16 protein-coding genes are annotated in these 24,915 nt (G+C 66.9%); 8 read left to right on the forward strand and 8 right to left on the reverse strand.

Annotated elements, in window-relative coordinates; translation table 11 throughout:
- Positions 1-95: 95 nt before the first annotated feature.
- Genes IB275_RS08630 through wecB form a run of 4 tightly spaced genes read right to left on the reverse strand, consistent with a single transcriptional unit; the run spans position 96 to position 7,475 of the window.
- Positions 96-968 carry a DUF4434 family protein gene (locus IB275_RS08630; protein ID WP_192289230.1) on the reverse strand — a complete coding sequence of 291 codons (873 nt, stop codon included), beginning with the start codon at positions 966-968 and terminating at the stop codon, positions 96-98.
- On the reverse strand, positions 968-4,153 hold the full coding sequence (locus tag IB275_RS08635) for an NfrA family protein (RefSeq protein WP_192289228.1): 3,186 nt from the start codon (positions 4,151-4,153) through the stop codon (positions 968-970). The genes IB275_RS08630 and IB275_RS08635 overlap by 1 nt, the downstream gene beginning before the upstream one ends.
- Positions 4,150-6,324 (reverse strand): cyclic di-3',5'-guanylate-activated glycosyltransferase NfrB, encoded by a 2,175-nt coding sequence (nfrB, locus tag IB275_RS08640; RefSeq protein ID WP_192289226.1) that lies wholly within the window; start codon positions 6,322-6,324, stop codon positions 4,150-4,152. Before nfrB ends, IB275_RS08635 begins: the two co-directional genes overlap by 4 nt.
- Positions 6,321-7,475 (reverse strand): non-hydrolyzing UDP-N-acetylglucosamine 2-epimerase, encoded by a 1,155-nt coding sequence (gene wecB / locus IB275_RS08645; protein ID WP_192289224.1) that lies wholly within the window; start codon positions 7,473-7,475, stop codon positions 6,321-6,323. Before wecB ends, nfrB begins: the two co-directional genes overlap by 4 nt.
- A 255-nt stretch (positions 7,476-7,730) precedes the next feature.
- Here wecB and IB275_RS08650 point away from each other — a divergent pair, with 255 nt between their 5' ends.
- From IB275_RS08650 to IB275_RS08675, 6 genes are all read left to right on the forward strand, one after another.
- Complete coding sequence (locus tag IB275_RS08650; RefSeq protein WP_192289222.1) at positions 7,731-8,582, forward strand: LysR family transcriptional regulator; 852 nt, start codon at positions 7,731-7,733, stop codon at positions 8,580-8,582.
- Positions 8,583-9,050: 468 nt separating this feature from the next.
- Entirely contained in the window at positions 9,051-10,106 is a 1,056-nt protein-coding gene (locus IB275_RS08655) for a putative 2-aminoethylphosphonate ABC transporter ATP-binding protein (protein ID WP_192289220.1), read from the forward strand.
- A 1-nt stretch (position 10,107) separates the two neighbouring features.
- Entirely contained in the window at positions 10,108-11,823 is a 1,716-nt protein-coding gene (locus IB275_RS08660; protein ID WP_192289218.1) for a putative 2-aminoethylphosphonate ABC transporter permease subunit, read from the forward strand.
- Positions 11,824-11,933: 110 nt separating this feature from the next.
- Positions 11,934-12,959 carry a putative 2-aminoethylphosphonate ABC transporter substrate-binding protein gene (locus IB275_RS08665; RefSeq protein WP_037012373.1) on the forward strand — a complete coding sequence of 342 codons (1,026 nt, stop codon included), beginning with the start codon at positions 11,934-11,936 and terminating at the stop codon, positions 12,957-12,959.
- A 290-nt stretch (positions 12,960-13,249) separates the two neighbouring features.
- Positions 13,250-14,380 carry a TIGR03364 family FAD-dependent oxidoreductase gene (locus IB275_RS08670; protein ID WP_192289215.1) on the forward strand — a complete coding sequence of 377 codons (1,131 nt, stop codon included), beginning with the start codon at positions 13,250-13,252 and terminating at the stop codon, positions 14,378-14,380.
- A gap of 158 nt (positions 14,381-14,538) precedes the next feature.
- Entirely contained in the window at positions 14,539-15,561 is a 1,023-nt protein-coding gene (locus tag IB275_RS08675; protein WP_192289213.1) for a transporter, read from the forward strand.
- A 126-nt stretch (positions 15,562-15,687) separates the two neighbouring features.
- Here IB275_RS08675 and IB275_RS08680 read toward each other — a convergent pair whose 3' ends face one another.
- From IB275_RS08680 to phhA, 3 genes are all read right to left on the reverse strand, one after another.
- Complete coding sequence (locus IB275_RS08680) at positions 15,688-16,884, reverse strand: amino acid aminotransferase (RefSeq protein ID WP_192289211.1); 1,197 nt, start codon at positions 16,882-16,884, stop codon at positions 15,688-15,690.
- Positions 16,881-17,237 (reverse strand): 4a-hydroxytetrahydrobiopterin dehydratase, encoded by a 357-nt coding sequence (locus IB275_RS08685; RefSeq protein WP_081518008.1) that lies wholly within the window; start codon positions 17,235-17,237, stop codon positions 16,881-16,883. The genes IB275_RS08680 and IB275_RS08685 overlap by 4 nt, the downstream gene beginning before the upstream one ends.
- A 105-nt stretch (positions 17,238-17,342) precedes the next feature.
- On the reverse strand, positions 17,343-18,131 hold the full coding sequence (gene phhA, locus IB275_RS08690) for a phenylalanine 4-monooxygenase (RefSeq protein ID WP_192289209.1): 789 nt from the start codon (positions 18,129-18,131) through the stop codon (positions 17,343-17,345).
- Positions 18,132-18,390: 259 nt separating this feature from the next.
- Here phhA and IB275_RS08695 point away from each other — a divergent pair, with 259 nt between their 5' ends.
- Positions 18,391-19,953 carry a sigma-54-dependent transcriptional regulator gene (locus IB275_RS08695; RefSeq protein ID WP_192289207.1) on the forward strand — a complete coding sequence of 521 codons (1,563 nt, stop codon included), beginning with the start codon at positions 18,391-18,393 and terminating at the stop codon, positions 19,951-19,953.
- Between the two features lie 134 nt (positions 19,954-20,087).
- On the opposite strand, the gene IB275_RS08700 is transcribed toward IB275_RS08695, so the two are convergent.
- The gene (locus tag IB275_RS08700) at positions 20,088-20,456 is read right to left on the reverse strand and encodes a hypothetical protein (protein ID WP_192289205.1); all 369 of its coding nucleotides are present in this window, start codon (positions 20,454-20,456) and stop codon (positions 20,088-20,090) included.
- A 111-nt stretch (positions 20,457-20,567) separates the two neighbouring features.
- Between IB275_RS08700 and IB275_RS08705 the strand changes: the two genes are divergently transcribed.
- The gene (locus tag IB275_RS08705; protein ID WP_192289203.1) at positions 20,568-24,884 is read left to right on the forward strand and encodes a DEAD/DEAH box helicase; all 4,317 of its coding nucleotides are present in this window, start codon (positions 20,568-20,570) and stop codon (positions 24,882-24,884) included.
- The last annotated feature ends 31 nt before the right edge of the window (positions 24,885-24,915 follow it).

Here is a 24,915-nt window from a genome sequence, read left to right on the forward strand (position 1 = left end):
AACCGCCCTGTGCGCGTGTGGGATCGCTCGCGCGAGAATAGCCGAACCCGATGCCGACCGCGCTAGCGTGCGGCGGGCATCGGGTGGGGGATGTTTCAGGGCGTTGCGGAGGTGCTGGGATGCGCGCGCTGGTTGTCCAGCAGCGCCTTGCCCCAGGGCCGGTAGCGCACCTCGAACACGGCGCTGGCGTGGCAGCCGGTGGACGCGCTGGAAGGCGAGGCAGGTTCGGCATGGAAAGGCTGGCCGGCGGCACTGGTCTGGCGGAAGGCTTCGCGGACGATGCCGACCGGGCAGGGCAGGGCGGCGGCGTAAGCCTGGCGCACGCGCTCGGGCAGCGCGCCAGTGCCGGCACCGTCCTGCCACCAGACCTGCACGCCGAGCCCGGCGATCTGCCCCAGCCAGTCGCCGTATACCTGCGGCGCCAGCTTGCCACCAGAGAAGGCGCTCAGTTGCAGCGGTGCCTTCAACTGCCCGGCAAAGTGCTTAAGCTGATGCTGCAAGGCCTGGCGGCGTTCGACGGCCTGGAAGTGCCAGTCGTCCAGTTCCATCGGCAGGTACCAGGCGGCGACGGGCAGTTTCCACTGCTCGCCCACCTGCCGTTGCTGCGCCAGAGAGCGGCCCAGCTGATGCTGCCAGTAGGCTTCCAGGCCGGGCGTGTCCAACTCGCTCTGGCGCTGGTAGTAGGCTGGGTCCATGTACAGCCCGAGGACCAGTTGCAGGCCATTGTCGTGGGCGCTTTTCAGGGAGCGCGCGAGCCAGCCGTTGGCACCGCCGAAGTCGGAGTCGCCATAGGCGGTCCATTGCACGATCAGGGTCTTCGTACCCTGGGCCGCGCTGGCGCGCCAGATCTGCTGCCACTGCGCGTCGCTCAGCGCTGCATCGACATTCAGCGGCTGGTAGAACAGGCGCTCATCGGCGTGCGCCGCGGTGGAACACAGCAGGGCCAGGGTGAAAATCAGACGTCGCATCAGAAGTTCACCTCGAGTCCCACCAGCCAGCCGTTGGCCTGTTCATAGAGATTGCCCGCCATGCCCAGTTGGTACTCGGTGCGCACGGTGACGTGAGCGCGGTACGCGTTGTAGCGGTCCTCGCCATACCAGTACTGCCAGCGCAGGCCGACGCCGCTGCGCAGGTCCTGGCGCCAGTCGTTGCTCGGGTCCTGCGCGGAGAACTCGGCAAAGCCGTACGGCATGATCGTCTGCGGCGAGTCCACCGGCAGCTTCCAGGTGTGGCCCTGCTGGTAGCGCGAGACCCACTGATGGTCGCCAGCGTGGGTCCACCAGGCGAAGTCGGTGTAGAGGAAGCGCTCGTCCCAGTCACTCTCGTCCACGCGCCAGTCGTTGCGGTACTCGCCCTGGTCGAGGAAGGAGGCGGTGGCGCGCAGCAGGAAGTCGGTGGAGGTCTGGCCGTACTTGTCGCGCTGGCGCACGTAGCGCTCGAACTTCTCGGGGGTGCCAATCTCGTGCAGACGGATGCCGTCGAAGGCGTAGTCGGAATCGCCGTCGTCGTTCACCGTATTCTGCTTGTACAGCTCGCTGTAGAGGTTGAGGTTGTAGTCGCCGAAGGGCTTGTAGCGCAGGCCGAAACCGGCGGCGAGGGTCTGGGTGTACTGCTTGCGTCCTTCGTTGCCGGCGATCGCCCGGCCGTAGACCGAGAGGGTGCTGCCGTTGCGGGTCGGCTCCTCGCCCAGGGCGTGGTCCCAGATGAAGGTCTGCAGGTTCTGCGATTGCGCGCGGCGGCGGTTGCCGGTCTGGTTGTCGCCATTGAGGATCGGCACCGTGGTGACGCCGGCAGGCGACCAGGTGCTGGCGATGGTCAGGTTGTCGCGCTGGGACATGACCTGGTGTGCGCGGCGCTGGCGGAAGCGGCGGGCTTCGAGGCTGCCGTACTCGTCATCGGCGGCGACCGGGTCCTGTTCCAGATCGATCACCCGGCGCAGCTCGCGGCGGGCGGCGAAGCTGTCCTCGGCTTCGTCATAGCGCCAGGCGAGGGTTTCGCCCAGGCGGAAGTCCTCGGGGTAATCGCGGGTGGCGCGCTCCAGGTAGGGGATCGCGGTGCGGCGTTCTTCCGGGGTGTCGGTGCCGGCCAGGCGCATGCCGTAGTCGGCACGGAAGCGCGGATTGTTCGGTTCGCGGCGTACCGCCTCGGCCAGCCAGAGTTTGCTCTGCTGCGTGTCCCCGGCCTTCTGTGCACTGCCGGCGGCGTTGTAGAAGTGCTGGCCGTTGGGCTGGTGCTGCAGGGCCTCGCGGTGCCGCGAAAGGGCTTCGGGGTAATCGCCGCGGGCGTCGGCGATGTTGGCGCCCAGTGCCCAGTCGTCCGCGCTGCCTTTCTTCGCCTGCTGCCAGTAGCGCTCGGCGCCGGCATTGTCGTTGGTGAGCAACGCGGCGCGGCTGGCGGTGAGACGGGCGTTGTCGTTGAGTTCGCTGGCGGGCAGGGCGTTGAAGATGCGCAGCGCACCGGCCGGATCGCCGGCGGCTTCCAGCGCATAGGCCAGTGGCAGCTGGCTTTGCTTGTCGCCGTGGGCGATCGCGGCCTGGTAGTAGACCACCGCTTCGCCGGGCCGCGCGGGCATGGAACAGCGGCCGAGGGCGCGCAGCTCGCCGGGGGTGTTGGAGTTCGGGCTCAGGTAGCGTTGCAGGGCGTCGCAGCGCCCGGCTTCGGCGAGGCGGCCGAGCAGGTAGCCGCGCGAGACCGGGTCGGCTTTGGGCAACAGGGCTTCGATGCGCGCGACGTCCAGAGGCGTGTCACTGCGTGCGTGGATGCCGGCCAGGCGCTGCAGCAGCGTGGGCGGCAGGTTGCCGCCGCGGCGGTCGTAGGCGCTCTCCAGCAGTTGCTTGGCGCGCTCGGTGCGCCCGGCGTTGAGGGCGAGGTAGCTGGCCTGATCCAGCGCCTTGAGGTCACCGGTCTGGCGATAGCGCTGCTCCCACAGTGCCGCCGCTTCGCCGGTGCGGCCGCGGGCCTGCAGTAGCTCGGCGCGCTGGCGCACCGTGTCGGGCGTCTGTGGCTGGCGCGATAGCCAGGCCAGAGCCAGATCGGTGCGCCCTTGGCGCCGCCAGGAGTCCACCAGTTGGTCGCGCCGGGCGGTGTCCCAGGGTTCGGGCAGCCGGGTGTTCTCCAGCAGGTCGGTGGCGTCCAGGCGCTGGGCCAGCACCAGCCAGGTCTTCGGATCGTCAGCCGGCTTGCACTGCTGCAGCTTCGCCAATGCCTCCGCCTGGTCGTGGCGCGACAGCCATTCGGTGGTTTCCAGGCAGGGACGGTTCTGCTGGTCACTGAGCTTGGTCACCAGCGGGGCGTCAGCGCTGTCGCGGGCGACCTCCAGCAGTTGCGCCTGGCGTGTCGGGTCGTTGCGGTCCTGTTCCGGCAGGGTGAGCAACCAGCGCTTGGCCACTTCGGTCTGCTCGACGGCGATGGCGCGGTCGATGATCGCCAGCCTTGCCTGGCGCGCGGCGTTGGCGTCGGGCGCCTGCTGGATCAGCTCCTCCAGCGGCTTTTCTTCCAGGCGCTGGGCGTAGGCGTTGGCCAGGCGGCGCCAGTCATCGGCGGAGAGTTGGTGAGCGGCGGCCAGCGGAGCCAGCTGGGCGATGGTGGTGTCCCAGTCACGCAGTTGTTCGGCCCAGTTGGCGCGGGCCTCGCGCAGCACGCGGCCATCGCTGCCCGGCGGTACGGTACTGAGCCATTCCAGCGCCTTGGCGGCACCCTGGGTCTGGCCGAGCTTGAGGCTGTAGGCCTGCCACAGGCGCACACGCTCGTTGGCGTTGCTGGTGTGGGCCAGCCACTGGTTGATCTGGGCTTCGGGGGGCGGGCCGTTCTCGATCAGGTCCAGGCGCAATTCGGTCAGGGCCTGCGCGCCGGCATCGGTGCCGGCCAGTGCCTGGGCTTCCTTCTCGGCGTCGTCGAAACGCTGCTGCTTGGCCAGGGACTGGATCAGCAGGGAGCGCGCCTCGGTGTTGTTCGGAACGCGGTCGAGCAGGTGGCGCATCAGGCGTTCGACTTCCGCCCAGTTGCTCTTCTTCGCTTCCTTGTAGCCCTTGTCGAGGTAGGGGAAGCTGCGGAAACGCTGGAACTCCGTGAGCTGGTCATCGGCGGCCTGCGCCAGCGGGGCGGCGATGCTGGCCAGGATCAGGCCGTAAAGCAGGGGTTGTTGCGGTTTCACTCGGCCTCCCGGGCAATGCGATAGGCCTCGTGCTGTTCGCTGGCCTGTTCCTTGAGCGCTTCCTCGAGCACCTGCTGGGTGATCATGCCGCGCTTGATCAGGTGTTCGCCGAGGGAGTCCTGCTCGGGATCGAAATCGATCAGGGCCTGATTGAACAGGCTTGGCGGGACCATCCCGCGTACCTGTAGCAGGGTGCCGAACATCACCACGTGCCCGCACAAGCGTTCCATCAGCGACTCGTCGCCCTGGCGCTGACGGAGTGCGTCGATGATGGCGCGGGTTTCGTCAGTCTGGTTGCGGCCTCCGTACCAGTGGCGCAAGCCGAGGGTGACGCGTCCCTGGGGAGCCAGGCGACCGCGCACCGGGCGCTTGAGCTGGCGGCTGATGGCGCCGAGGGACACCTGGCTGATCTGCTGCTCGCTGGCCAGCACTAGGGTGTCGCCCTCGAGGGCCACCGGCAGTACCGCATAGCGCAGCGCGAGCTTGCGCGGCAGCGCTTCGATGAGCTTCTCGTCGAGGGTGAAGGGGTTGAGCGGCGCCCATTCCTCGCCCAGCTCTTCGGCCAGGGTTTCGACCAGCTGGGTGCTGGTGATCAGTTCGCGCAGCAGCAACTCGCGGCCCAGGCGGCGACGGACCGGGCTGGTCAGTGCCGATTGCAGCTGCTCTTCGGTGATCAGGCTCTGCGCGACCAGGCGCTGGCCCAGTGGCGTGCGCTGCGGGCCGGCGAGGGCGGGGAATTCATGGGTGGTCTTGTCCCAGGCGACCCGGCGTGAATCGCCCATCTCCATCACCTGCTTGAGCGCGCGCAGGTTGGCGAAGAAGTTGACGAAGTTGCTCCACATCATCCGCGGCGCCGACAGCAGCCCCTCGAAGATGCCGTAGAAACGAGTGACGAACCAGAAGCGCTGGAACAGCCGGTTGAGCAGCATCAGGCCGTTGAGGAACAGCAGCACCACCAGCAACTGGCTGCCTTCGAGGATCGACGGGAAGCGCCAGGCGTTGGGCGACAGGCTGGTGATCAGCCACATGGTGATCAGCACCAGGAACAGCAGGTTGACCAGGAAGCTCAGCAGGTAGGCGATCAGCCCCCGGCGGTCGCGCCAGAGGAAGTAGTTGAGCATGGTCTTGCTGCTCCAGCCCAGGTTGCGCGTGCCCTGGAAGACGATCCCGGTAATCCACCGGGATTTCTGCCGGATGGCGTGCTGCCAGGTGCGCGGGAAGTGTTCGCGCACGCAGATGACCTGGGAGAAGCGCCGGTCCATGCCCGGCACCCAGTCGCTCTTGAGCGCCAGCTGCGGGTCGGTGATGGAGTAGCGGGCGAAGATGCACTTCATGCCCTTTTGCTTGAGGCGGAAGCCGATGTCGTAATCCTCGGTGAGACTCTGCACATCGAAGGCGATGCCATCGCCGTCTTCGAGCAGCGCGGCGATGGCGCGGCGGCTGAAGCAGGTGCCGACGCCGGCGCTGGGTACCTGGCCGGTCAGCGCCTCGCGCACCGGCACATCCTTGCCGTGGTTCTCGGCGAACTCGTCGACGTAGTGGCCGGCGGTGAAGCCGGTCCATTCCGGGGCGTAGGGGTAGACCGGGATCTGGATCAGGTCCTTGGCCGGCAGCAGGTAGTTGAACAGGCGCAGTTCCAGCGGCGAGATGACGTCTTCGGCGTCATGCAGGATGAAGCCGGAGAATTCGATGCGGGCATCGGCCTCGAAGCGCAGAATGGCGTCGATGATGTTGTTCAGGCAGTCGGCCTTGCTGGTGGGGCCGGGACGCGCGCAGACCACCTTGTGCACGTTGGGGTAGTGCAGGCACACCGCGTCCACGTCCGCCTGGGTCTGTGGATCGTTGGGGTAGGTGCCGACGAAGATCTGGTAGTTCTCGTAGTCCAGGGTAGAGGCGGCCAGGCGGGCCATCTCGCCCACCACGCCGACCTCGTTCCAGGCCGGCACCATGATCGCCAGCGGCTTCTCCGGAGCGGCGAAGAGGCGTTCCTCGTCGGCCCGGTCGAAGCGGTTGTAGATACGGAAGCGGCGCACCAGTACCCGGCCCCAGTACACCAGGTCGATGAACAGGTCATCCAGGCCGAGCAGGAACATCAGCGCGGCGAGGATGATCGCCAGGTACTTCAGGGCATAGAGAACGTAGGTGAGGATATCGACCAGTTCGAGGCTCATTCGAACTCGCTTGGCGTACGTGATTCACCGAACCAGGAGAGCAGCCGGGCGACGATCTTCTCGCTGGCATGGCCGTCGCCGTAGGGGCTGAATACCCGGCTCATCTGCTCGTAGACTTCCTCGTCGCGCAGCAGGTGGCTGGCTTCGCTGACGATGCGCCCGGTGTTGGTCCCCACCAGCACCACGGTGCCGCCTTCCAGCACGGCCGGGCGCTCGGTGACACGGCGCAACACCAGCAGTGGTTTACCCAGCGCCGGGGCCTCTTCCTGGATGCCGCCCGAGTCGGTGAGGATGATGTGCGCGCGGTCCATCAGCCAGACGAAGTGCTGGTAGTCCTGCGGAGCGATCAGATGGATGTTCGGCTTGTCCGAGAGCAGGCCGTAGACGGCGTTCTGCACCTGCGGGTTGAGGTGCACCGGGTAGACGAAGTCCACATCGGGGAAGCGCTGGCCAAGCTCGGCCAGGGCCAGGCAGATGCGCTCGAAACCCTTGCCGAAGTTTTCCCGGCGGTGGCCGGTGATCAGTACCACCCGGCGGTCCCCGGTGAATTTGGCCAGGGGGGAGTCGATGGCGGGTTTCCAGCCGGTCTCGTGCAGGTGCTCGCGCATCCACAGCAGGGCGTCGATCACCGTGTTGCCGGTGACTTCGATCTGGTCGATGTTCACCCCTTCGCGCAGCAGGTTGTCGCGCGAGGCCTTGGTCGGCGGGAAGTGCAGGTCGGCGATCACTGCCGTGAGGCGGCGGTTGGCTTCTTCCGGCCAGGGCTGATGGATGTTGCCGGTGCGCAGGCCGGCCTCGACATGGCCGACCGGGATCTGCCGGTGGAAGGCGGTGAGGGCGGCAATGAAGCTGGTGGTGGTGTCGCCGTGGACCAGCACGATGTCCGGGCGATGGCGGTCGTAGCTGTCGTCCAGCTTGCCCATCATCTGCAGGGACAGGCTGTTCAGCGTCTGGCCCTGGGTCATGACGTCGAGGTCTTCATCCACCTCGAGTTCGAAGGAGTTCAGCACTTGCTGTAGCATCTCGCGATGCTGGCCAGTGGAGCAGATGCGCAGCTCGATTTCCGGGGTACGGCGGAGGACGCGGGCGAGGGGGGCCATCTTGATGGCTTCCGGACGGGTTCCGAAAACCATGGTGACTTTGTACTTCATCAATTGCTCCTTGGGCGCACCCTTGTGGGGCCGCCTTCGGTTTTCCGTGTGGGATTTTTCCAAGGGCAATGAAAGTCGCTCAAGTCCGGGCTGTCCAGCGACAACTGGTGTTGCCAGTGATACAGGTCAGGTACATTGACCTTTTTGGGTGTTTTGTCGCCTGGCTGCAGGCCGCGTCGTCAGTGGGCCGGCGCCGGTTTGCCGGCAGCGTCGAGAAAAAATGTTGATGAATTTTTCGAGAAGGCGGATCGGTCGATGCTGAGCGCGGAATTGAAGGCGTTCTACCGGGTGGCGAAGTTGGGCAGCATCACCCAGGCGGCGAAGAAACTCGGCCTCAGCCAGCCGACCGTGACCACGCAGATACGCAACCTGGAAAGCCAGTACGCGGTGGAGCTGTTCTATCGCGGCGGCCGTCGCCTGACCCTGAGCGACGAGGGCGCGCGCCTGCTACCGATGGTCGAGGCGCTGTTGCAGCAGGAAGCCGACATCGAGTTCTACCTGCGCAACTGTGGGCAGATGCAGGGTGCGCTGCGCATCGGCGCCACCTCTCCTTATTACGTGCTCGGGCTGATCAAGAACTTCCGCGAGCGCTTCCCGCAGATCGAAGTGTCGGTGGAGATCGGCAACTCCCAGCAGGTGCTCGAATCGCTGATCGAATGCCGGGTGGACCTGGCGGCCTCCTCGCAGCAGGTGGACGACGCGCGCCTGACCCGCGTGGTGCTGGGCAGCGATCCACTGGTGCTGGCGGTGCACCGCAGCCACCCGCTGGCGGCGCTGCAATCGGTGAGTCTGGGCGACTTGCGCAGCCATTGCCTGCTGATGCGCGAGGCGGGTTCTACCACCCGCCAGCTGACCGAAGCGATGTTGCAGCAGGCGGGGGTAACGCCGGCCTCGATGCTGGAGATCGGCAGCCGCGAATCGATCCGCGAGGCCGTGATCCGCAACCTGGGCGTGAGCATCATCGCCCGCCAGGAAGTGCCGGATAACCCGCACTTGTGCGTGCTTGAGATCAAGGGCGCCAGCCTGATCGACGAGTACCTGTATTGCCTGAAGGACCGGCGGCAGGCGCGCTTGCCGAGTGCGTTTCTGGCGTTGGCGCAGGCGTAGAACCGATTCCCGTGTAGGAGCGGGCCATGCCCGCGATCAGAGTTTCCCTCCCCACCGAAGTCAGAGCGACGCACGAACGCAGGATGGTGTGGAGCGAAGCGATACCCATCAATTTCCGTGTGCCGTCAGCATGGGTATCGCTGCGCTCTACACCATCCTACTAAGCGTTCACCGGCAGGGACGGCAGGGCGCCGGGCAAGGTGGTAGTTCGTAGGGCGAATAACGCGCCAGCGTTATCCGCCACATGGGTATTGGCGGATAACCCGTTCCGGGTTATCCGCCCTACGTTTGACCGCTCTACACGGCACTTCCCAAAAAACTTCGCCCCTATACCCAAATCTGCCTATGGATCTATCGGCGCACTTGGCCTTTTAGCAATAGTGCCGTCGCAATCGCTCCCTAGCATGGACCTCGTTCCTTCACGTCACGGCTCACGCGGCGTGGACCACAAGAAAACGAGGTACCGCCATGCATCCCACCATCGCCGGCACGCCGCTCAGCGTGCGTCACATCCGCAAGCGCTTCGGCCAGTTCGTCGCCCTCGACGGCGTGTCGCTGGAGGTCAAGGCCGGTGAGCTGGTGTGCCTGCTCGGCCCTTCCGGCTGCGGCAAGACCACCCTTCTGCGCTGCATTGCCGGGCTGGAGCAGCAGGACGAGGGGACCTTGCACCTGGGCTCGCGCGATGTCTCGAACCTGCCGCCGCAGGCGCGGGACTACGGCATTCTGTTCCAGTCCTACGCGCTGTTTCCCAACCTCACGGTCGAGCAGAACATCTCCTATGGTCTGACCAACGCTTCGAAGGATGAAGCGCGCCGCCGCGTTGCCGAGATGCTCGAACTGGTCGGCCTCACCGGCAGCGAGAAGAAGTACCCCGGCCAGCTCTCCGGCGGCCAGCAGCAGCGCGTCGCCATGGCCCGCGCGCTGGCGCCGAGCCCCTCGCTGCTGCTGCTCGACGAGCCGATGTCGGCGCTGGACGCCCGCGTCCGCGAACACTTGTGCGGCGAGCTGCGCCAGTTGCAGAAGAGCCTGGGCATCACCACCGTGATGGTCACCCACAACCAGGACGAGGCCATGCTGATGGCCGACCGCATCGCGGTGATGAACCACGGGCGCATCGAGCAGTACGGCACAGCCCAGGAGATCTACAGCAGCCCGAGCACGCCCTTCGTCGCCGAGTTCGTCGGCCAGGGCAACTGGCTGCCCTTCGAGCGTGGCAGTGACGGTCACGCACGGGTCGGCAGCCTCAACCTGCGCCTGCACTGCCAGGCACCGAGTGCTTCGGGCCGGTTGTTCTGCCGCCCGGAAGCGATCAGCGTGAACCCCGCCGTACACCAGGAAAACCTGTTCCGCGCGCAGGTCCGCGAGATCACCTTCCTTGGCAACCGCTGCCGCATGAGCTTCGAGCTGGAACAGCTGCCGGGCCACGCGCTGCTCGCCGAGCTGGCGCCTGAGGACATGCCGCGCCTGGGCACCCCGGACATCTGGGTGTCGCTGCCGCCCCGCAGCCTGCAGGTGTTCGCCTGAGATGGACGCCGTGGTGAAACACAGCCCGGCGCTGTCGGCCGGCAAGATTCGCGGCGATCTGGGGGATCGCCTGTTCGTCCGCGGCGGCAAGTACTTGCTGCTGCTCCTGCTCACCCTCGCGGTGCTGATGCCGCTGCTGGCCATCTTCTGGCGTGGCTTCAGCGGCGAAGCGGGACAGGGCGGCGGCCTGGCGGCCATGGGCGAACTGCTGCGCAGCGACAATTTTCACTGGTTGCTGGGCAACAGTCTGAAGGTTTCGTTGAGCGTGGCGTGCATCGTCGTGCCGGCGGCCTACCTGTTCGCCTACGCGCTGCAGCGTACGCTGATCCCGGCCAAGGGGCTGTGGCGCGGGATCTCCCTGCTACCGTTGCTGGCGCCGTCGATGCTGCCGGGCATCGCGCTGATCTACCTGTTCGGCAACCAGGGCCTGCTGCGCCACCTGCTGCCGGACAACATCTACGGCTTCTGGGGCATAGTCCTTGGCGAGGCTATCTACACCTTCCCCCATGCGCTGATGATCCTGCTGTCGGCGCTGTCGCTGGCCGATGCCCGACTGTTCGACGCCGCCTCTAGCATGGGTGCCGGGCCCTGGAAGGCTTTCCGCAGCATCACCTGGCCGGCTTCTCGGCAGGGCGTATTCGCCGCCTTCTGCCTGGTGTTCACCCTGACCATCACCGACTTCGGCGTGCCAGTCGTGGTGGGCGGCGATTACCAGGTGCTGGCACTGGAAGCCTACAAGGCGGTGGTCGGCCAGCAGCAGTTCGGCCGTGGCGCGCAGATCGGCATGATCCTGCTGCTGCCAGCGCTGCTCAGCTTCGCCGTCGACACCTGGCTGCGCCGTCGCCAGGGCGGCGCCATGAGCGGCCGCGCGCAGGTCTACCATCCCAAGCCGTCGCGTCGTCGCGATGCTGCCTTCCTCGCCATCGTCGTGTTGATCAGCGCGGTGCTGTTGGGCGTGCTGGGCATGGCTGTGTACTCCTCGCTGGTGAAGTTCTGGCCGTACAACCTATCGCTGTCGCTGAACCACTACGACTTCAACACCACTGCCGGCGGCGGCTGGCTGGCCTACCGCAACAGTCTGACCATGGCGGCGTGCACCGCGATCATCGGCAGCGCGCTGATCTTCACCGGTGCCTACCTGATCGAGAAGACCCGCGAGCAGCGCTGGCTGAGCCAACTGCTGCGCATGCTGTGCTTCGTGCCGATGGCTGTGCCGGGCCTCGTGCTGGGCCTGGGCTACGTGTTCTTCTTCAACTTGCCAGGCAACCCGCTGCACGTGTTCTACGGCAGCATGGCGCTGCTGGTGGTGTGCACCATTTCCCACTACCTGACCACCGCGCAGATGACCGCCACCGCCGCGCTGCGCCAGCTCGACGGCGAGTTCGAGGCCGCCGCGCTGTCGCTGAAGATGCCGCTGTGGCGCCACTACCTGCGCGTCACCGTGCCGATCTGCCTGCCGGCGCTGCTGGACATCACCCGCTACCTGTTCGTCTCGGCGATGACCACGGTCTCGGCGGCGATCTTCCTCTACAACCCGGACACCATCCTTGCCGCCGTCGCCGTGCTGAACATGGATGACTCCGGCAACGTCGGCGGCGCCGCCGCCATGTCGACCCTGATCCTGCTCACCTCCGCGGCCGTGTCGCTGCTGCTGGCCGGTGCCTCGCGCGGCCTGCTGCGCCGCTCCCAGGCCTGGAGGACGGGCGCGAACCCGTAACACCGCTGGACGCTGTCGCCCGGCGCCTGTGCCCTTTCAGGTCAGCTGCCGGGCTCAACCCCTGACAAACCCGCCCCGAGCGGGAGACCAACACTGCCAAGGAGCTCCACATGTTCAAACGTCTTGCCCTCGCCGCCGCCGTGGTTGCCGGTTTCGCTGCACAGGTCCACGCCGCCGACACCGAGCTGACCGTCTACACCGCCCTGGAACCGGAACAGCTGACCGCCTACAAGCAGGCCTTCGAAGCCGAGAACCCGGACATCAAGATCAAGTGGGTGCGCGACTCCACCGGCATCGTCACCGCCAAGCTGCTGGCCGAGAAGGATCGCCCGCAGGCCGACGCCGTGTGGGGCCTGGCCGCCTCCAGCCTGGCCATCCTCGACCAGCAGGGCATGCTGGAGAAGTACGCGCCCAAGCACCTGGACGCCATCGGCAAGAACTACCGCGACCCGGCCAACCCGCCGGCGTGGGTCGGCATGGACGTCTGGGCCGCGACCATCTGCTTCAACACCGTCGAGGCCGAGAAGCTGGGCCTGGAGAAGCCGGTGAGCTGGCAGGACCTGACCAAGCCCGAGTACAAGGGCAAGATCGTCATGCCGAACCCGGCTTCCTCGGGCACCGGCTTCCTCGACGTCTCCGCGTGGCTGCAGACCTTCGGCGAGAAGCAGGGCTGGGCCTACATGGACGCGCTGCACGAGAACATCGGCCAGTATGTCCACTCCGGTTCCAAGCCGTGCAAGCTGGCCGCCGCCGGCGAATTCCCGATCGGCATCTCCTTCGAATACCCGGCCGTGCAGCTCAAGCGCCAGGGCGCGCCGCTGGACATCGTCCTGCCGAAGGAAGGCCTGGGCTGGGAAATCGAAGCCACCGGCATCGTCAAGGGCACCCAGCATGAAGCCGCGGCGAAGAAGCTCGCCGACTTCTCCGCCAGCCCCAAGGCCATGGAGCTGTACAAGGAAAACTTCGCCGTGCTGGCCCAGCCCGGGATCGCCAAGCCGCAGACCGAACTGCCGGCCGACTACGAACAGCGCCTGATCAAGAACGACTTCGCCTGGGCCTCGAAGAACCGCGACGAGATCCTCGCCGAGTGGCGCAAGCGCTACGACGGCAAGTCGGAAAAGGTCGCGCAGAAATAAGGTTCGACCAAGGCTCGGCGCTGGCGGCTCTCTCTCCCCAACCCTCTCCCTGAAGGGAGAGGGGGCCGTTCGGCGTGTCGGTTCGAGGTTGTGCAGTCCTGGAGCCCAGGAGGGCAGGACAACGCGGCGACTGAAAGTGCATTCGCTCCGAAAGTTGCACTTGAAATACCAGGATGAACTCGTAACTTTTCTCGGCAGAGGAGGGTTCCCTCTCCCTTCGGAGCGGGGCGCGTAGCCAGGGCTGGGAGAGGCGCTTTTCTGCTTGTTTTATACGCAAGGAACCTATCCCCATGACCCACACCCACTGCGACGTCGCCATCGTCGGCGCCGGAATCCTCGGCCTTTCCCACGCCTACGCCGCCGCTCGCCGCGGCCTCTCCGTGCGCGTCTTCGAGCGCACCGCCACGCCGCTGGGCGCTTCGGTGCGTAACTTCGGTCAGGCACTGGTCACCGGACAGCCGCCGGGCGTGATGTCAGACCTGGCCCGCGCCAGCCGGCCGATCTGGGCGCAGTGGGCGGAAGGCGCCGGGTTCTCCCTGCGGCGCAACGGTTCGCTGCTGTTCGCCCGCAGCGAAGCCGAGGAACACCTGCTGGAAGCCTTCTGCGCCGGCCGCGCCAGGGAGCTGGACTACCGCGTGGGCCTGCTGCGCGGCAGCGAACTGAACGACCTTTATCAGGGACACTTCCGTCATCATCGCGCGGCGTTGCTGGGCTTCGACGACCAGCAACTGTATTCCCGCGAGGCGCTGCCGAGCCTGATCGATTACCTGCGCCGCGCGCACGGCGTTGAGTTCCACTTCTCCACTCTGGTGCGTGATGTCGACACCGGCGTGCTGCGCACCACGGCGGGCACCTTCACCGCCGGGCAGGTCATCGTCTGCTCCGGCCACGACTACCAGACGCTGCTGGCCGAAGTCATCGCACCGCTGGAACCGCAGGTGTGCCGTCTGCAGATGCTGCGCGCCCGCCCGCAGGTCGACATCGGTCTTTCCCATTCGATCCTCACCGGCCTGAGCTGCGTGCATTACGGCGCCTTCTCCGACCTGCCCGAGGCCGAAGCGGTGCGCGAGCAGATCCGCCGCGAAACGCCGGAGCTGGAAGAGCAGGGCATTCACCTGCTGGTCAGCCCGACCCCCCATGGCGAGCTGATCATCGGCGACTCCCACCACTACGGCAGCGACGCGGCGCCGTTCAATGCCGAGTTCGTCGACCGGCTGATGCTGGAACTGGCCGAGGACACGCTGGGTATGCGCGTGGAGATCGTCGAGCGCTGGCAGGGCGTCTATGGCTCGCGCGGACCGGGACCGTTCTCGGTGCTGCAGGCCGCCGACGGCATCACCGCCGTGCTGATGCATACCGGCGTGGGCATGAGTGTCGGCCCGGCGCTGGGTGAGCGCACCGTTGCCGCACTGTTCGGCTGACACCTGGCTGTCATCTGCCGTTCACCCGGTTCTGATAACACCGGAAGGGCGATGCGGCTTTCGTAGGGCGCATGAAGCGGAACGCTTCATCCGCCATGGCGGATGACCGCAAACGGTCATTCGCCCTACGTCAGATATCCCAGGTTCAGCGGGGTCCCATGAACCACAGCATCGTCCAGAGCCATCAGGACTCCGACCTGTTCGGCCTGCTTTATGGCTTCAGCTTTCGCCCCGACCAACCGGGGCTCGAGATCGATTCGCCAACGGCCCTGCAATGCCTGCGGGAGCCGCGTGCGGCGGACGAATTCCTCTGGCTGCACCTTAACCTGGCGCACGCGGCCTGCGAGCGCTGGATGAAGTCGCACCTGGAACTGCCCGACTACTTCTTCGAGACCCTGCGTGAAGGCTCGCGCTCCACCCGCATCGAGCATGTGGACGGTGCGCTGCTGGCGGTGGTCAACGACGTGGTATTCGACTTCGGCAGTCGCATGTCCTCGGATGTCGCCACCCTCTGGGTCTGCGCCCGTGGTCGCCTGCTGGTCACCGCCCGTGCGCAGCCGCTGCGCTCGGTGGACACGCTGCGTTCTTCGGTGAAGCACGGCGAGAGCTTCAACTCGCCACTGGAGTTGCTGATTCACCTGTTGCGCGACCAGGGTGAAATCCTCACCCGCATCGTTCGCGAGACCAGCATCAGCGTGGACCGCATCGAGGATCAGCTGCTTTCCTCGCGCCTCTCCGCCAGCCGCGCCGACCTGGGCGCCATGCGCCGTGTGCTGGTGCGCCTGCAGCGCCTGCTGGCGCTGGAGCCGGGCTCGCTGATGCGCCTGCTCAACCGCCCGCCGATGTGGCTGACGGAGGACGATGTGCGCGTGCTGCGCGAGGCGACCGAGGAATTTTCCCTGGTGATCAACGACCTCACCGCGCTGGGCGAACGCATCAAGCTGCTGCAGGAAGAGATCGCTGCGAAGATCAACGAACAGAGCAACCGCACGCTGTTCACCCTCACCGTGGTCACGGTGCTGGCGCTGCCGATCAACATCATCGCCGGCTTCTTCGGTATGAACGTCGGCGGCATTCCGTTCTCCGGCGACCCGGAAGGTTTCTGGATCCTCGTGGTGCTGGTGGCCAGCTTCACCGGCCTGGCCGGGCGCTGGGCGTTCCGCAAGCGCGACGATTACTGAAGCAATTCATCTGCAGGAGCGCGCCATGCGAGCGATCGCGGGCATGGCGCGCTCCTGCACGGTGATTCCGGCGTCTGGGCAAAAAAAGACCGGCTCAAAGGCCGGTCGAGGGGGAAGAAATCGTTGTCAGCGGCAGACGCGGGCAATGGCCGCCGCCAGGTGGTCGAGGCGCTCACCGTCGAGTCCGGCGATGTTCGCGCGGCCGCTGCTCACCAGGTAGATGCTGTGCTCCTCGCGCAGGATGCGTACCTGCTCCGCCTGCAGGCCGGTGTAGGAGAACATGCCGCGCTGGATGGCGATGTGCGCGAAACGATCCGCCAGCCCGTGGGGGCGCAAGGCTTCCACCAGGCCGACACGCAGCTCGGCGATGCGGCCGCGCATGCCGTCCAGTTCGTCCAGCCAGAGGTTCTTCAGTTCCGGGTCGCCGAGAATGGTGGCGACCACTTCCGCGCCATGGGCCGGGGGGGTGGACCAGAGGTTGCGGGCAAACAGCGCCAGCTGGCTGCGGATGTCGGTGAGCTTGTCGGTGTTTTCGGCGCAGACGATCAGCGCGCCGACGCGGTCGCGGTAGAGGCCGAAGTTCTTCGAACAGGAACTGGTGATCAGCACTTCCGGCAGGCTCTGGGCGAGCAGGCGCACGGAGTAGGCGTCCTCTTCCAGCCCGTCGCCCAGGCCCTGGTAGGCGAAGTCCAGCAGCGGCAGCAGTTCGCGCCGACGGACGATCTCCAGTACGCGCTGCCATTGCCCGTGATCCAGGTCGAAACCGGTGGGGTTGTGGCAGCAGGCATGCAGCAGCACCACGTCGCCCTGGGGGATTTTCTCCAGCATGGCGAACATGGCTTCGGCGTCGAGGCGGTTGTCCGCGCCGACGTAGGGGTAGTGCTTGATCGGCACGCCAGCGGCGGCGAACAGCGTCTCGTGGATCGGCCAGGTCGGGTCGCTCAGCCAGATGCTCTTGCCCGGCAGGCAGTGCGCGATGAACTCCGCCGCCAGACGCAGGGCACCGGTGCCGCCGGGTGTCTGGGTGGCATCGGCGCGGGAGTCGGCCAGCAGCAGCGAGGTGACGCCCAGCACCAGCTCGCACAGGCGCGCGGCGAACAGGGCATCACCGTGGCTGCCGACGTAGCTCTTGGTGGTTTCGCTATCCACCAGGCGCTGTTCGGCGAGCTTCACCGCGCGCGGGATCGGGGTGAGGCCCTGGGCGTCCTTGTAGACGCCCACGCCAAGGTCGAGCCGCGCGGGGTTGGGATCCGCCCGGTAGGCTTCGAGCAGGCCCAGGATCGGGTCGCCCGGTACGCGGGCGACCTTGGCGAAATGGTTCATTTGCGTCCCTCTGCTGTCGCGGCCAGCTCGTCGGTGCGCGCGGCCATGATGAAGTCGTTGCGGTGCAGGCCCTTCAGTTCGTGGCTCCACCAGGTGACGGTGACCTTGCCCCACTGGGTCAGCAGGTCGGGGTGGTGGCCTTCTTCCTCGGCGATGGCGCCCACCGCGTTGGTGAAGGCCAGGGCGTGCCTGAAGTTCTTGAACAGGAAGACCCGCTCCAGTTCCATGTGATCGTCACGGACCTCGATGTTCCAGTCCGGGATCTGCTTGATCAGCACCGCCAGCTCTTCGTCGGACACCTTCGGGGCGTCGGCGCGGCAGGCTTCGCAATGGGCTTGGGTGAGTGCGGTCATGAAAGGTTCTCCTTGTCTTGGGGTGGCATAGGAGTGCGCTCGCGAACCATCTTAGGCTCGCGAGCACGTCTCATCCTAGGCACAGATGGGATCGATTGCAGCGGATCAGGCGGCCTGTTTCGGCGGAAACTTCGGCGCGTGCAGGCCCAGGTGCATGGCTTCGCGCACCAGCGCCATGATGTCCTCGTGGGCCAGCTCGAACAGCCGCTTGAGTTCGGGAAGCACGAAGTACAGGGGCTGCAGGATGTCGATGCGGTATGGCGTACGCATGCATTCCAGCGGGCTGAAGGCCTGGTGCTCGGGCTCGCCGGAGAGGCTGTAGACCGTCTCCCTGGGCGAGGAGAGGATGCCGCCGCCGTAGATGCGCAGGCCCTGCGAGGTATCCAGCAGGCCGAACTCGATGGTCATCCAGTAGAGGCGGGCGAGGTACACGCGCTCTTCCTTGCTGGCTGCCAGGCCGAGCTTGCCGTAGGTGTGGGTGAATTCGGCGAACCAGGGATTGGTGAGCAGCGGGCAGTGGCCGAATATCTCGTGGAAGATGTCCGGCTCCTGCAGGTAGTCCAGCTCTTCCGGGGTGCGGATGAAGGTGGCGACGGGGAATTGCTGGCTGGCCAGCAGCTCAAAGAAGGTCTGGAACGGGATCAGCGCCGGCACCCGCGCCACGCGCCAGCCGGTGGCGGCCTGGAGCACCTGGTTGACCTCGCCCAGTTGCGGGATGCGCTCATGGGGCAGGCCGAGCTGCTCGATGCCGTCCAGGTATTCCTGACAAGCGCGGCCCTCGATCACTTTCAGCTGGCGGGTGATCAGGGTATTCCAGACCTGATGTTCGGTTTCCGGGTAGTGGATGAAACCGTCTTCGTCAGGTTGGCGGGCCACGTACTGCGTTGTCTTCATGGAGCCTCCGGCGTCGAGCTGCCTGTTCTTGTGATGACTCACAAATAGCGCGATGCGTGCCGGCGAACAGCCCCCTTGGCGCTGCCCTGGCAGGTCGGTGGTCCGTCAATACGTAAAGAAAACATTACGATCGTCGGCGCCAGCATCCGGCCATGGCTTGAGGTGCGGTGATCTGTCACATATTCTTGACGGTAATTTCCGGCCGCCTTGCGAATACCCGTGCCGGATTGCCCACCACAACGACAACCACGGGCCCGCCATGCGTATCAAAGTGCACTGCCAGAACCGCGTCGGCATCCTGCGCGACATCCTCAACCTGCTGGTCGATTACGGCATCAACGTCAACCGTGGCGAAGTCGGCGGCGAGCAGGGCAACGCCATCTACCTGCTCTGCCCGAACCTCATCAACCTGCAGTTCCAGTCGCTCAAGCCCAAGCTTGAAGCGGTGCCTGGCGTGTTCGGCGTCAAGCGCGTCGGCCTGATGCCCAGCGAACGCCGTCACCTGGAGCTGAACGCGCTGCTGGCAGCGCTGGAGTTCCCGGTGCTGTCCATCGACATGGCCGGGCAGATCGTCGCGGGCAACCGCGCCGCCGCTCAGTTGCTGGGTGTGCGTGTCGACGAAGTGCCGGGCATCCCGCTGTCGCGCTACGTCGAGGACCTCGACCTGCCCGAACTGGTGCGGGCCAACAAGGCCCGCATCAACGGCCTGCGGGTGAAGGTGAAGGGCGATGTGTTCCTCGCCGACATCGCGCCGTTGCAGACCGAACACGACGAAAGCGAAGCACTGGCTGGCGCCGTGCTCACATTGCACCGCGCCGACCGCGTCGGCGAGCGCATCTACAACGTGCGTCGCCTGGAGCTGCGTGGCTTCGACAGCATCTTCCAGAGTTCTCGGGTGATGGCCGCGGTGGTGCGCGAGGCACGCCGCATGGCGCCGCTCGACGCGCCGTTGCTGATCGAAGGAGAGACCGGCACAGGCAAGGAACTGCTGGCCCGCGCCTGCCACCTCGCCAGCCCGCGCGGGCAGTCGCCATTCATGGCGCTGAACTGCGCCGGCCTGCCCGAATCCATGGCCGAGACCGAACTGTTCGGCTACGGCCCCGGTGCCTTCGAGGGCGCGCGCCCGGAAGGCAAGCTCGGCCTGCTGGAGCTGACCGCCGGCGGTACGCTGTTCCTCGATGGCGTCGGTGAGATGAGCCCGCGCCTGCAGGCCAAGCTGCTGCGCTTCCTGCAGGATGGCTGCTTCCGCCGCGTGGGCAGCGACGAGGAGGTGTACCTGGACGTGCGGGTGATCTGCGCGACCCAGGTGGACCTGTCCGAGCTCTGCACCAAGGGCGAGTTTCGCCAGGACCTGTATCACCGGCTCAACGTGCTGTCGCTGCACATTCCGCCGCTGCGCGAATGCCTGGACGGCCTGGAGCCGCTGGTGGAGCACTTTCTCGACCAGGCCAGCCGGCAGATCGGCTGCTCGCTGCCCAAACTGTCTGCGCAGGCGCTGGACCGCCTCGGCCGCTACCACTGGCCGGGCAACGTGCGGCAGCTGGAGAACGCGCTGTTCCAGGCGGTCTCGTTGTGCGAAGGCGGCACCATCCGTCCCGAGCACATCCGCCTGCCGGACTATGGCGCGCCGCACCCACTGGGGGACTTCTCCCTGGAAGGCGGGCTCGACGCCATCGTCGGCCGGTTCGAGCGGGCCGTGCTGGAGCGGCTCTACCGCGAGCACCCGAGCAGCCGGCAGTTGGGCAAGCGGCTCGGGGTGTCGCACACCACCATCGCCAACAAGCTGCGGATGCATGGGCTGGGACAGAACGACGAGGCGTGACCATGCCTGTTTGTAGGGGCTGCATGGGGGGCTTTCCGGTAGCTGAGGATTGCGCCGCAGACAAGACCCGCTCCCGTGTTGGCAGGTTGACCCGCAGGAGCCCGCGATCCGCCGGCGGGGCCGAAGCCAGCCAGTCACCAGGTCTTCGGTCGATACCCCTTCATGCAGGCGTGCACTTCATCGTCGATCACGTTGCCGGGCTTGATGCAGTCGGACAGCCTGCGGGGCTTGTCGCTGTAGGGCGAGGTGGCGGGCGTCGTCTGCATGCCGTCAGGAGTCGTACCCAGACGAATCTGCAGCAGCACCCAGCGCTCGTGCAGCCAGAGCTGGCTGGCCGGATTGCGCCACAGGGCAGTGCCGGCGGCGAGGAGGAGCAGGGGGATGAGAAACCATAGCAGCGGCTTCACCAGCATCCGCCAGTTGCGCTTCGGGTCTTCGGGTGGCTTCTGCTTGTTCTGCCGCCTGACCTGCTCCCAGTAGTAGTCGCGATCACGGTCGCTCATCGGTGTACTTCCGCCGGTTGGATGGGGGAAGAGTACCGGCTGGCGCAGCCTCCGGCGAGGCGCGATCAGTGGTCCTTGTGACGGGCTTCGCGCACCACCATATTGGTCTGCATGACTGCTCCTCGAACCTCCTCCCGCGCCAGGCGCGCCGATGTGCTGTCCGCCTTCCACCCGGCGGTGGCCGGCTGGTTCCGTGCGCACTTCGCGGCACCGACGCAGGCGCAGGTCGAGGCGTGGCCGGCAATCCAGGCAGGCGAATCGACCCTGGTGGCGGCGCCCACCGGTTCGGGCAAGACGCTCACGGCCTTCCTCTCGGCCATCGATGCGCTGGTCCGTGAGGGGTTGGCGAACGGCGGTACGCTGCCCGATCGCACCTCGGTGATCTACGTTTCGCCGCTCAAGGCGCTGTCCAACGACATCCGCATCAACCTCGAGGAGCCTCTGGCCGGCATCCGCTCGGCGCTGCTGGAAATGGGCTTGCCGGAGGTGGATATCCGCACCGCGGTGCGCACCGGCGACACCACCTCCAGCGAGCGCGAGGCCATGCGCCGGCAGGTGCCGCACATTCTGGTCACCACACCCGAATCGCTCTACGTGCTGCTCGGCTCGGACTCTGGCCGCGCCATGCTCGCGGGGGGGCGCAGCGTTATAGTCGATGAAATCCACGCGCTGGCCGCGAGCAAGCGTGGCAGCCACCTGGCGCTGTCACTGGAGCGGTTGCAGGCGTTGTGCGAAGCGCCGCTGGTGCGCATCGGCCTGTCCGCCACGCAGAAGCCCATCGAGGCAGTGGCGGGTTTTCTTGTCGGGCGTCACCAGGGCTGCCGCATCGTCGACATCGGCTACAGCCGCGAGCGCGACCTGAACCTGGAAGTGCCCGCAGCGCCGCTGGAGGCGGTGATGTCCCACGATGTCTGGGACAAGGTCTACGACCGCCTCGCCGAACTGGCCAGCGAGCACCGCACCACGCTGGTTTTCGTCAATACCCGACGGCTGTCCGAGCGCATCACCCGGCACCTGGCCGAGCGCATCGGCGCCGGCTGGGTGGCGGCGCATCACGGCAGCCTGTCCAAGGAACTTCGCCTGGGCGCCGAACGGCGGCTCAAGGCCGGGCAACTGAAGGTGCTGGTGGCCACCGCGTCGCTGGAGCTGGGCATCGACATCGGCGACGTCGAGCTGGTCTGCCAGATCGGCTCGCCGCGTTCTATCGCCGCCTTCCTGCAGCGGGTCGGCCGATCCGGCCACAGTGTCGGTGGTACGCCCAAGGGAAGGTTGTTCCCGACTTCGCGGGATGACCTGATCGAATGCGTGGCATTGCTCGACAGCGTGCGGCAGAACGAGCTGGACGCCCTGAGCATTCCCCACGCTCCGCTGGACGTGCTGGCTCAGCAGATAGTCGCCGAAGTGGCCTGCCAGGAATGGCGCGAGGACTCGCTGTTCGAGCTATTTACCGCGGCGCAGCCCTACGCCGAGCTGAGCCGCGAACACTTCGACGCCATGCTGCGCACCCTCGCCGAGGGCTACACCAGCCGCAACGGGCAGCGCGGCGCTTACCTGCACCGTGATGCCGTACACCAGCGCCTGCGTGGCCGGCGCGGAGCCAAGCTCACCGCCGTAACCTCCGGCGGCACCATCCCCGATACCGGCGACTACGCCGTGCTGTTGGAGCCACAGGGCCTCAGCGTGGGTACGGTGAACGAGGATTTCGCGGTGGAGAGCCTCGCTGGCGATGTGTTCCAGCTGGGCAATATCTCCTACCGCATCCTGCGTGTGGAGCCGGGCCGCGTGCGCGTCGAAGACGCCCAGGGCCAGCCGCCGAACATTCCCTTCTGGCTCGGCGAGGCGCCGGGGCGCACCGACGAGCTGTCCACCAGCGTCGCGCGCCTGCGCGGGCAACTGGACGAACTGCTCGCCCAGGGCGAGAGCGACGCTGAGCCGCTGGCACGGGCTATCGACTGGCTGCAGGGGCTGCTTGGCCTGAACGACGCGGCGGCGCGGCAGCTGGTGGAGTACCTGGCCCGCGCACGCCACGCCCTCGGCGCGCTGCCGACGCAGAAGACGCTGATCCTCGAGCGCTTCTTCGACGAATCCGGCGGCATGCAGCTGGTCATCCATTCCCCTTACGGCAGCCGTATCAACCGCGCCTGGGGCCTGGCACTGCGCAAGCGCTTCTGCCGCACCTTCAACTTCGAGCTGCAGGCTGCGGCCACGGAAGACGCGATCATTCTCTCGCTGTCCACCAGCCACAGCTTCCCGCTGGACGAAGTGTGGCGCTACCTGCACTCCAACAGCGGCGAACACGTGCTGATCCAGGCGCTGCTCGACGCACCGCTGTTCGGTGTGCGCTGGCGCTGGAACGCCACCACCGCGCTGGCCTTGCCGCGCTACAGCGGCGGGCGGAAAGTCGCCCCGCAGTTGCAGCGCATGCGCAGCGAGGACCTGCTGGCCTCGGTGTTCCCCGACCAGGTGGCCTGCCTGGAGAACATCGTCGGCGAGCGCGAGATTCCCAATCATCCGCTGGTGGCTCAGACCCTGGACGACTGCCTGCACGAAGCGATGGACTGCGAAGGCTGGCTCGATCTGTTGCGACGCATGGAAAGTGGTGCGGTGACCCTGTTGGCACGTGACCTGCCGGCGCCGTCGCCGCTGGCGGCGGAGGTGTTGTCCGCCAGCCCTTACTCCTTCCTCGATGACGCGCCACTGGAAGAGCGCCGCACCCAGGCCGTGCGGAGCCGGCGCTGGACCGACCCGGAAAGCGCCGACGACCTCGGCGCGCTGGATGCCGATGCCATCGACGCGGTACGCGCCGAGGCCTGGCCCGAAGCCCGCGACGCTGACGAAATGCACGAGGCGCTGACCGGTCTGGGTGGCATCCGCGAAAGCGAGGCGCAGGCCAACGAGGGCTGGCCATTCCTGCTCAAGTCACTGGCCAAAGCGGGGAGGGCGACGCGCCTGGAGCTGTCCGTGGGCGCCGTCTGGGTGGCGGCGGAACGGCTCAGCCAATGGCTTGCGCTGCATCCTCAGGTCTCGATGAAGCCCTCGCTCGATCTGCCCGCGGAGCTGCGTGAACCCTTGTCAGTGGACGAAGCGCAGGTCGAACTGGTGCGGGCGCGCCTGACCGGCTTCGGCCCGCGCCTGCTGCGCGAGCTGGCGGATGACCTGGGGATTCCCTCCGGCGATACCGGCTTCGCCCTGGCCAGCCTGGAACGCGAGGGCTACGTGCTGCGCGGTCGCTTCACGCCGGGCGCGAGCGAGGAGGAGTGGTGCGAACGCCACTTGCTCGCGCGCATCCATCGCTACACGGTCAAGCGCCTGCGCCGGGAGATCGAACCGGTGGCGCGGGCGGATTTCATGCGCTTCCTGTTCGACTGGCAGCGGGTGTCCGCTGGATCGCGGGTGCGCGGCGCGGAATCCCTGGCCGGCGTGCTCAGCCAGCTGGAAGGCTTCCAGGCCGCCGCCAGTGCCTGGGAGAGCGACATCCTGCCCAGCCGCGTGGCCGACTACGGGATCAACTGGCTGGATGACCTGTGCCGCGCCGGCCGCATCGTCTGGGCGCGCCTGCCGGGCCGAACGGCCGCGAAAAGCCGCGGCGGCCCGCTGAAGAGCACGCCCATCGTGCTGCTGCCCCGCGCACAGATGGCGCAGTGGAGCGCGTTGAGCGCGGGGCAGGCGGGTGCCGAGCTGTCCGCCAAGGCCAGCAAGGTGCTGGAGGTGCTCAAGGAGCACGGCGCGTCCTTCTTCGAGGAGCTGGCCAGCGACAGCCACCTGCTGCGCACCGAGCTGGAAACCGTGCTGGGTGAACTGGTGGCGGCCGGGCGGGTGAATGCCGACAGCTTCGCCGGTCTGCGCGCCCTGCTGATGCCGGCGGCTCGGCGGCACCCGCAGCGTCGTTCGCGCACGCCACTGTTCGGCATGGCCGATGCCGGGCGCTGGGCGCTGCTGCGTCGCGCCACGCTGGAACCAGGAGAGCGGTTGCCGGCGGAAGTGCTGGAACATGTCGCCATGACCTTGCTGCGCCGCTACGGCGTGGTCTGCTGGCGCCTGCTCGACCGCGAAGCCGACTGGCTGCCGCCATGGCGCGACCTGCTGCGGGTCTACCACCGCCTGGAAGCGCGCGGGGAAGTCCGCGGCGGGCGCTTCGTCGCCGGGCTGACCGGCGAGCAGTTCGCCTTGCCCGAGGCCGTCGGCCTGCTGCGTGAAGTGCGTCGCCGGGAAGCAAGCGGCGAATGGGTGGTGGTGTCGGCGGTCGACCCGCTGAACCTGGCTGGCACCCTGCTGCCGGGGCGCAAGGTGCCGGCAGTGAGCGGCAACCGCGTGCTCTATCGCGACGGCGTGCCGGTGGGCGCGCTGATCGCCGGCGAGGTGGAGCTGCTCGCGGAGCTACAACCGGATGACCAGGCCCGCGCGCGGGAACTGCTGATCCGCCGGTAAGCCGGGCGCGGCTGACGTACACTCAGCGGCA

The sequence above is a fragment of the Pseudomonas sp. PDM21 genome (assembly GCF_014852505.2).
Classification (GTDB): domain Bacteria; phylum Pseudomonadota; class Gammaproteobacteria; order Pseudomonadales; family Pseudomonadaceae; genus Pseudomonas.

What these genes read in the sequence shown, in the direction of transcription:
- IB275_RS08630 (WP_192289230.1), bottom strand. Translation starts at nt 968, where the DNA reads ATGCGACGTCTGATTTTCACCCTGGCCCTGCTGTGTTCCACCGCGGCG.
- nfrB (WP_192289226.1), bottom strand. Translation starts at nt 6,324, where the DNA reads ATGAGCCTCGAACTGGTCGATATCCTCACCTACGTTCTCTATGCCCTG.
- wecB (WP_192289224.1), bottom strand. Translation starts at nt 7,475, where the DNA reads ATGAAGTACAAAGTCACCATGGTTTTCGGAACCCGTCCGGAAGCCATC.
- IB275_RS08650 (WP_192289222.1), top strand. Translation starts at nt 7,731, where the DNA reads ATGCTGAGCGCGGAATTGAAGGCGTTCTACCGGGTGGCGAAGTTGGGC.
- IB275_RS08655 (WP_192289220.1), top strand. Translation starts at nt 9,051, where the DNA reads ATGCATCCCACCATCGCCGGCACGCCGCTCAGCGTGCGTCACATCCGC.
- IB275_RS08660 (WP_192289218.1), top strand. Translation starts at nt 10,108, where the DNA reads ATGGACGCCGTGGTGAAACACAGCCCGGCGCTGTCGGCCGGCAAGATT.
- IB275_RS08665 (WP_037012373.1), top strand. Translation starts at nt 11,934, where the DNA reads ATGTTCAAACGTCTTGCCCTCGCCGCCGCCGTGGTTGCCGGTTTCGCT.
- IB275_RS08670 (WP_192289215.1), top strand. Translation starts at nt 13,250, where the DNA reads ATGACCCACACCCACTGCGACGTCGCCATCGTCGGCGCCGGAATCCTC.
- IB275_RS08675 (WP_192289213.1), top strand. Translation starts at nt 14,539, where the DNA reads ATGAACCACAGCATCGTCCAGAGCCATCAGGACTCCGACCTGTTCGGC.
- IB275_RS08680 (WP_192289211.1), bottom strand. Translation starts at nt 16,884, where the DNA reads ATGAACCATTTCGCCAAGGTCGCCCGCGTACCGGGCGACCCGATCCTG.
- IB275_RS08685 (WP_081518008.1), bottom strand. Translation starts at nt 17,237, where the DNA reads ATGACCGCACTCACCCAAGCCCATTGCGAAGCCTGCCGCGCCGACGCC.
- phhA (WP_192289209.1), bottom strand. Translation starts at nt 18,131, where the DNA reads ATGAAGACAACGCAGTACGTGGCCCGCCAACCTGACGAAGACGGTTTC.
- IB275_RS08695 (WP_192289207.1), top strand. Translation starts at nt 18,391, where the DNA reads ATGCGTATCAAAGTGCACTGCCAGAACCGCGTCGGCATCCTGCGCGAC.
- IB275_RS08700 (WP_192289205.1), bottom strand. Translation starts at nt 20,456, where the DNA reads ATGAGCGACCGTGATCGCGACTACTACTGGGAGCAGGTCAGGCGGCAG.
- IB275_RS08705 (WP_192289203.1), top strand. Translation starts at nt 20,568, where the DNA reads ATGACTGCTCCTCGAACCTCCTCCCGCGCCAGGCGCGCCGATGTGCTG.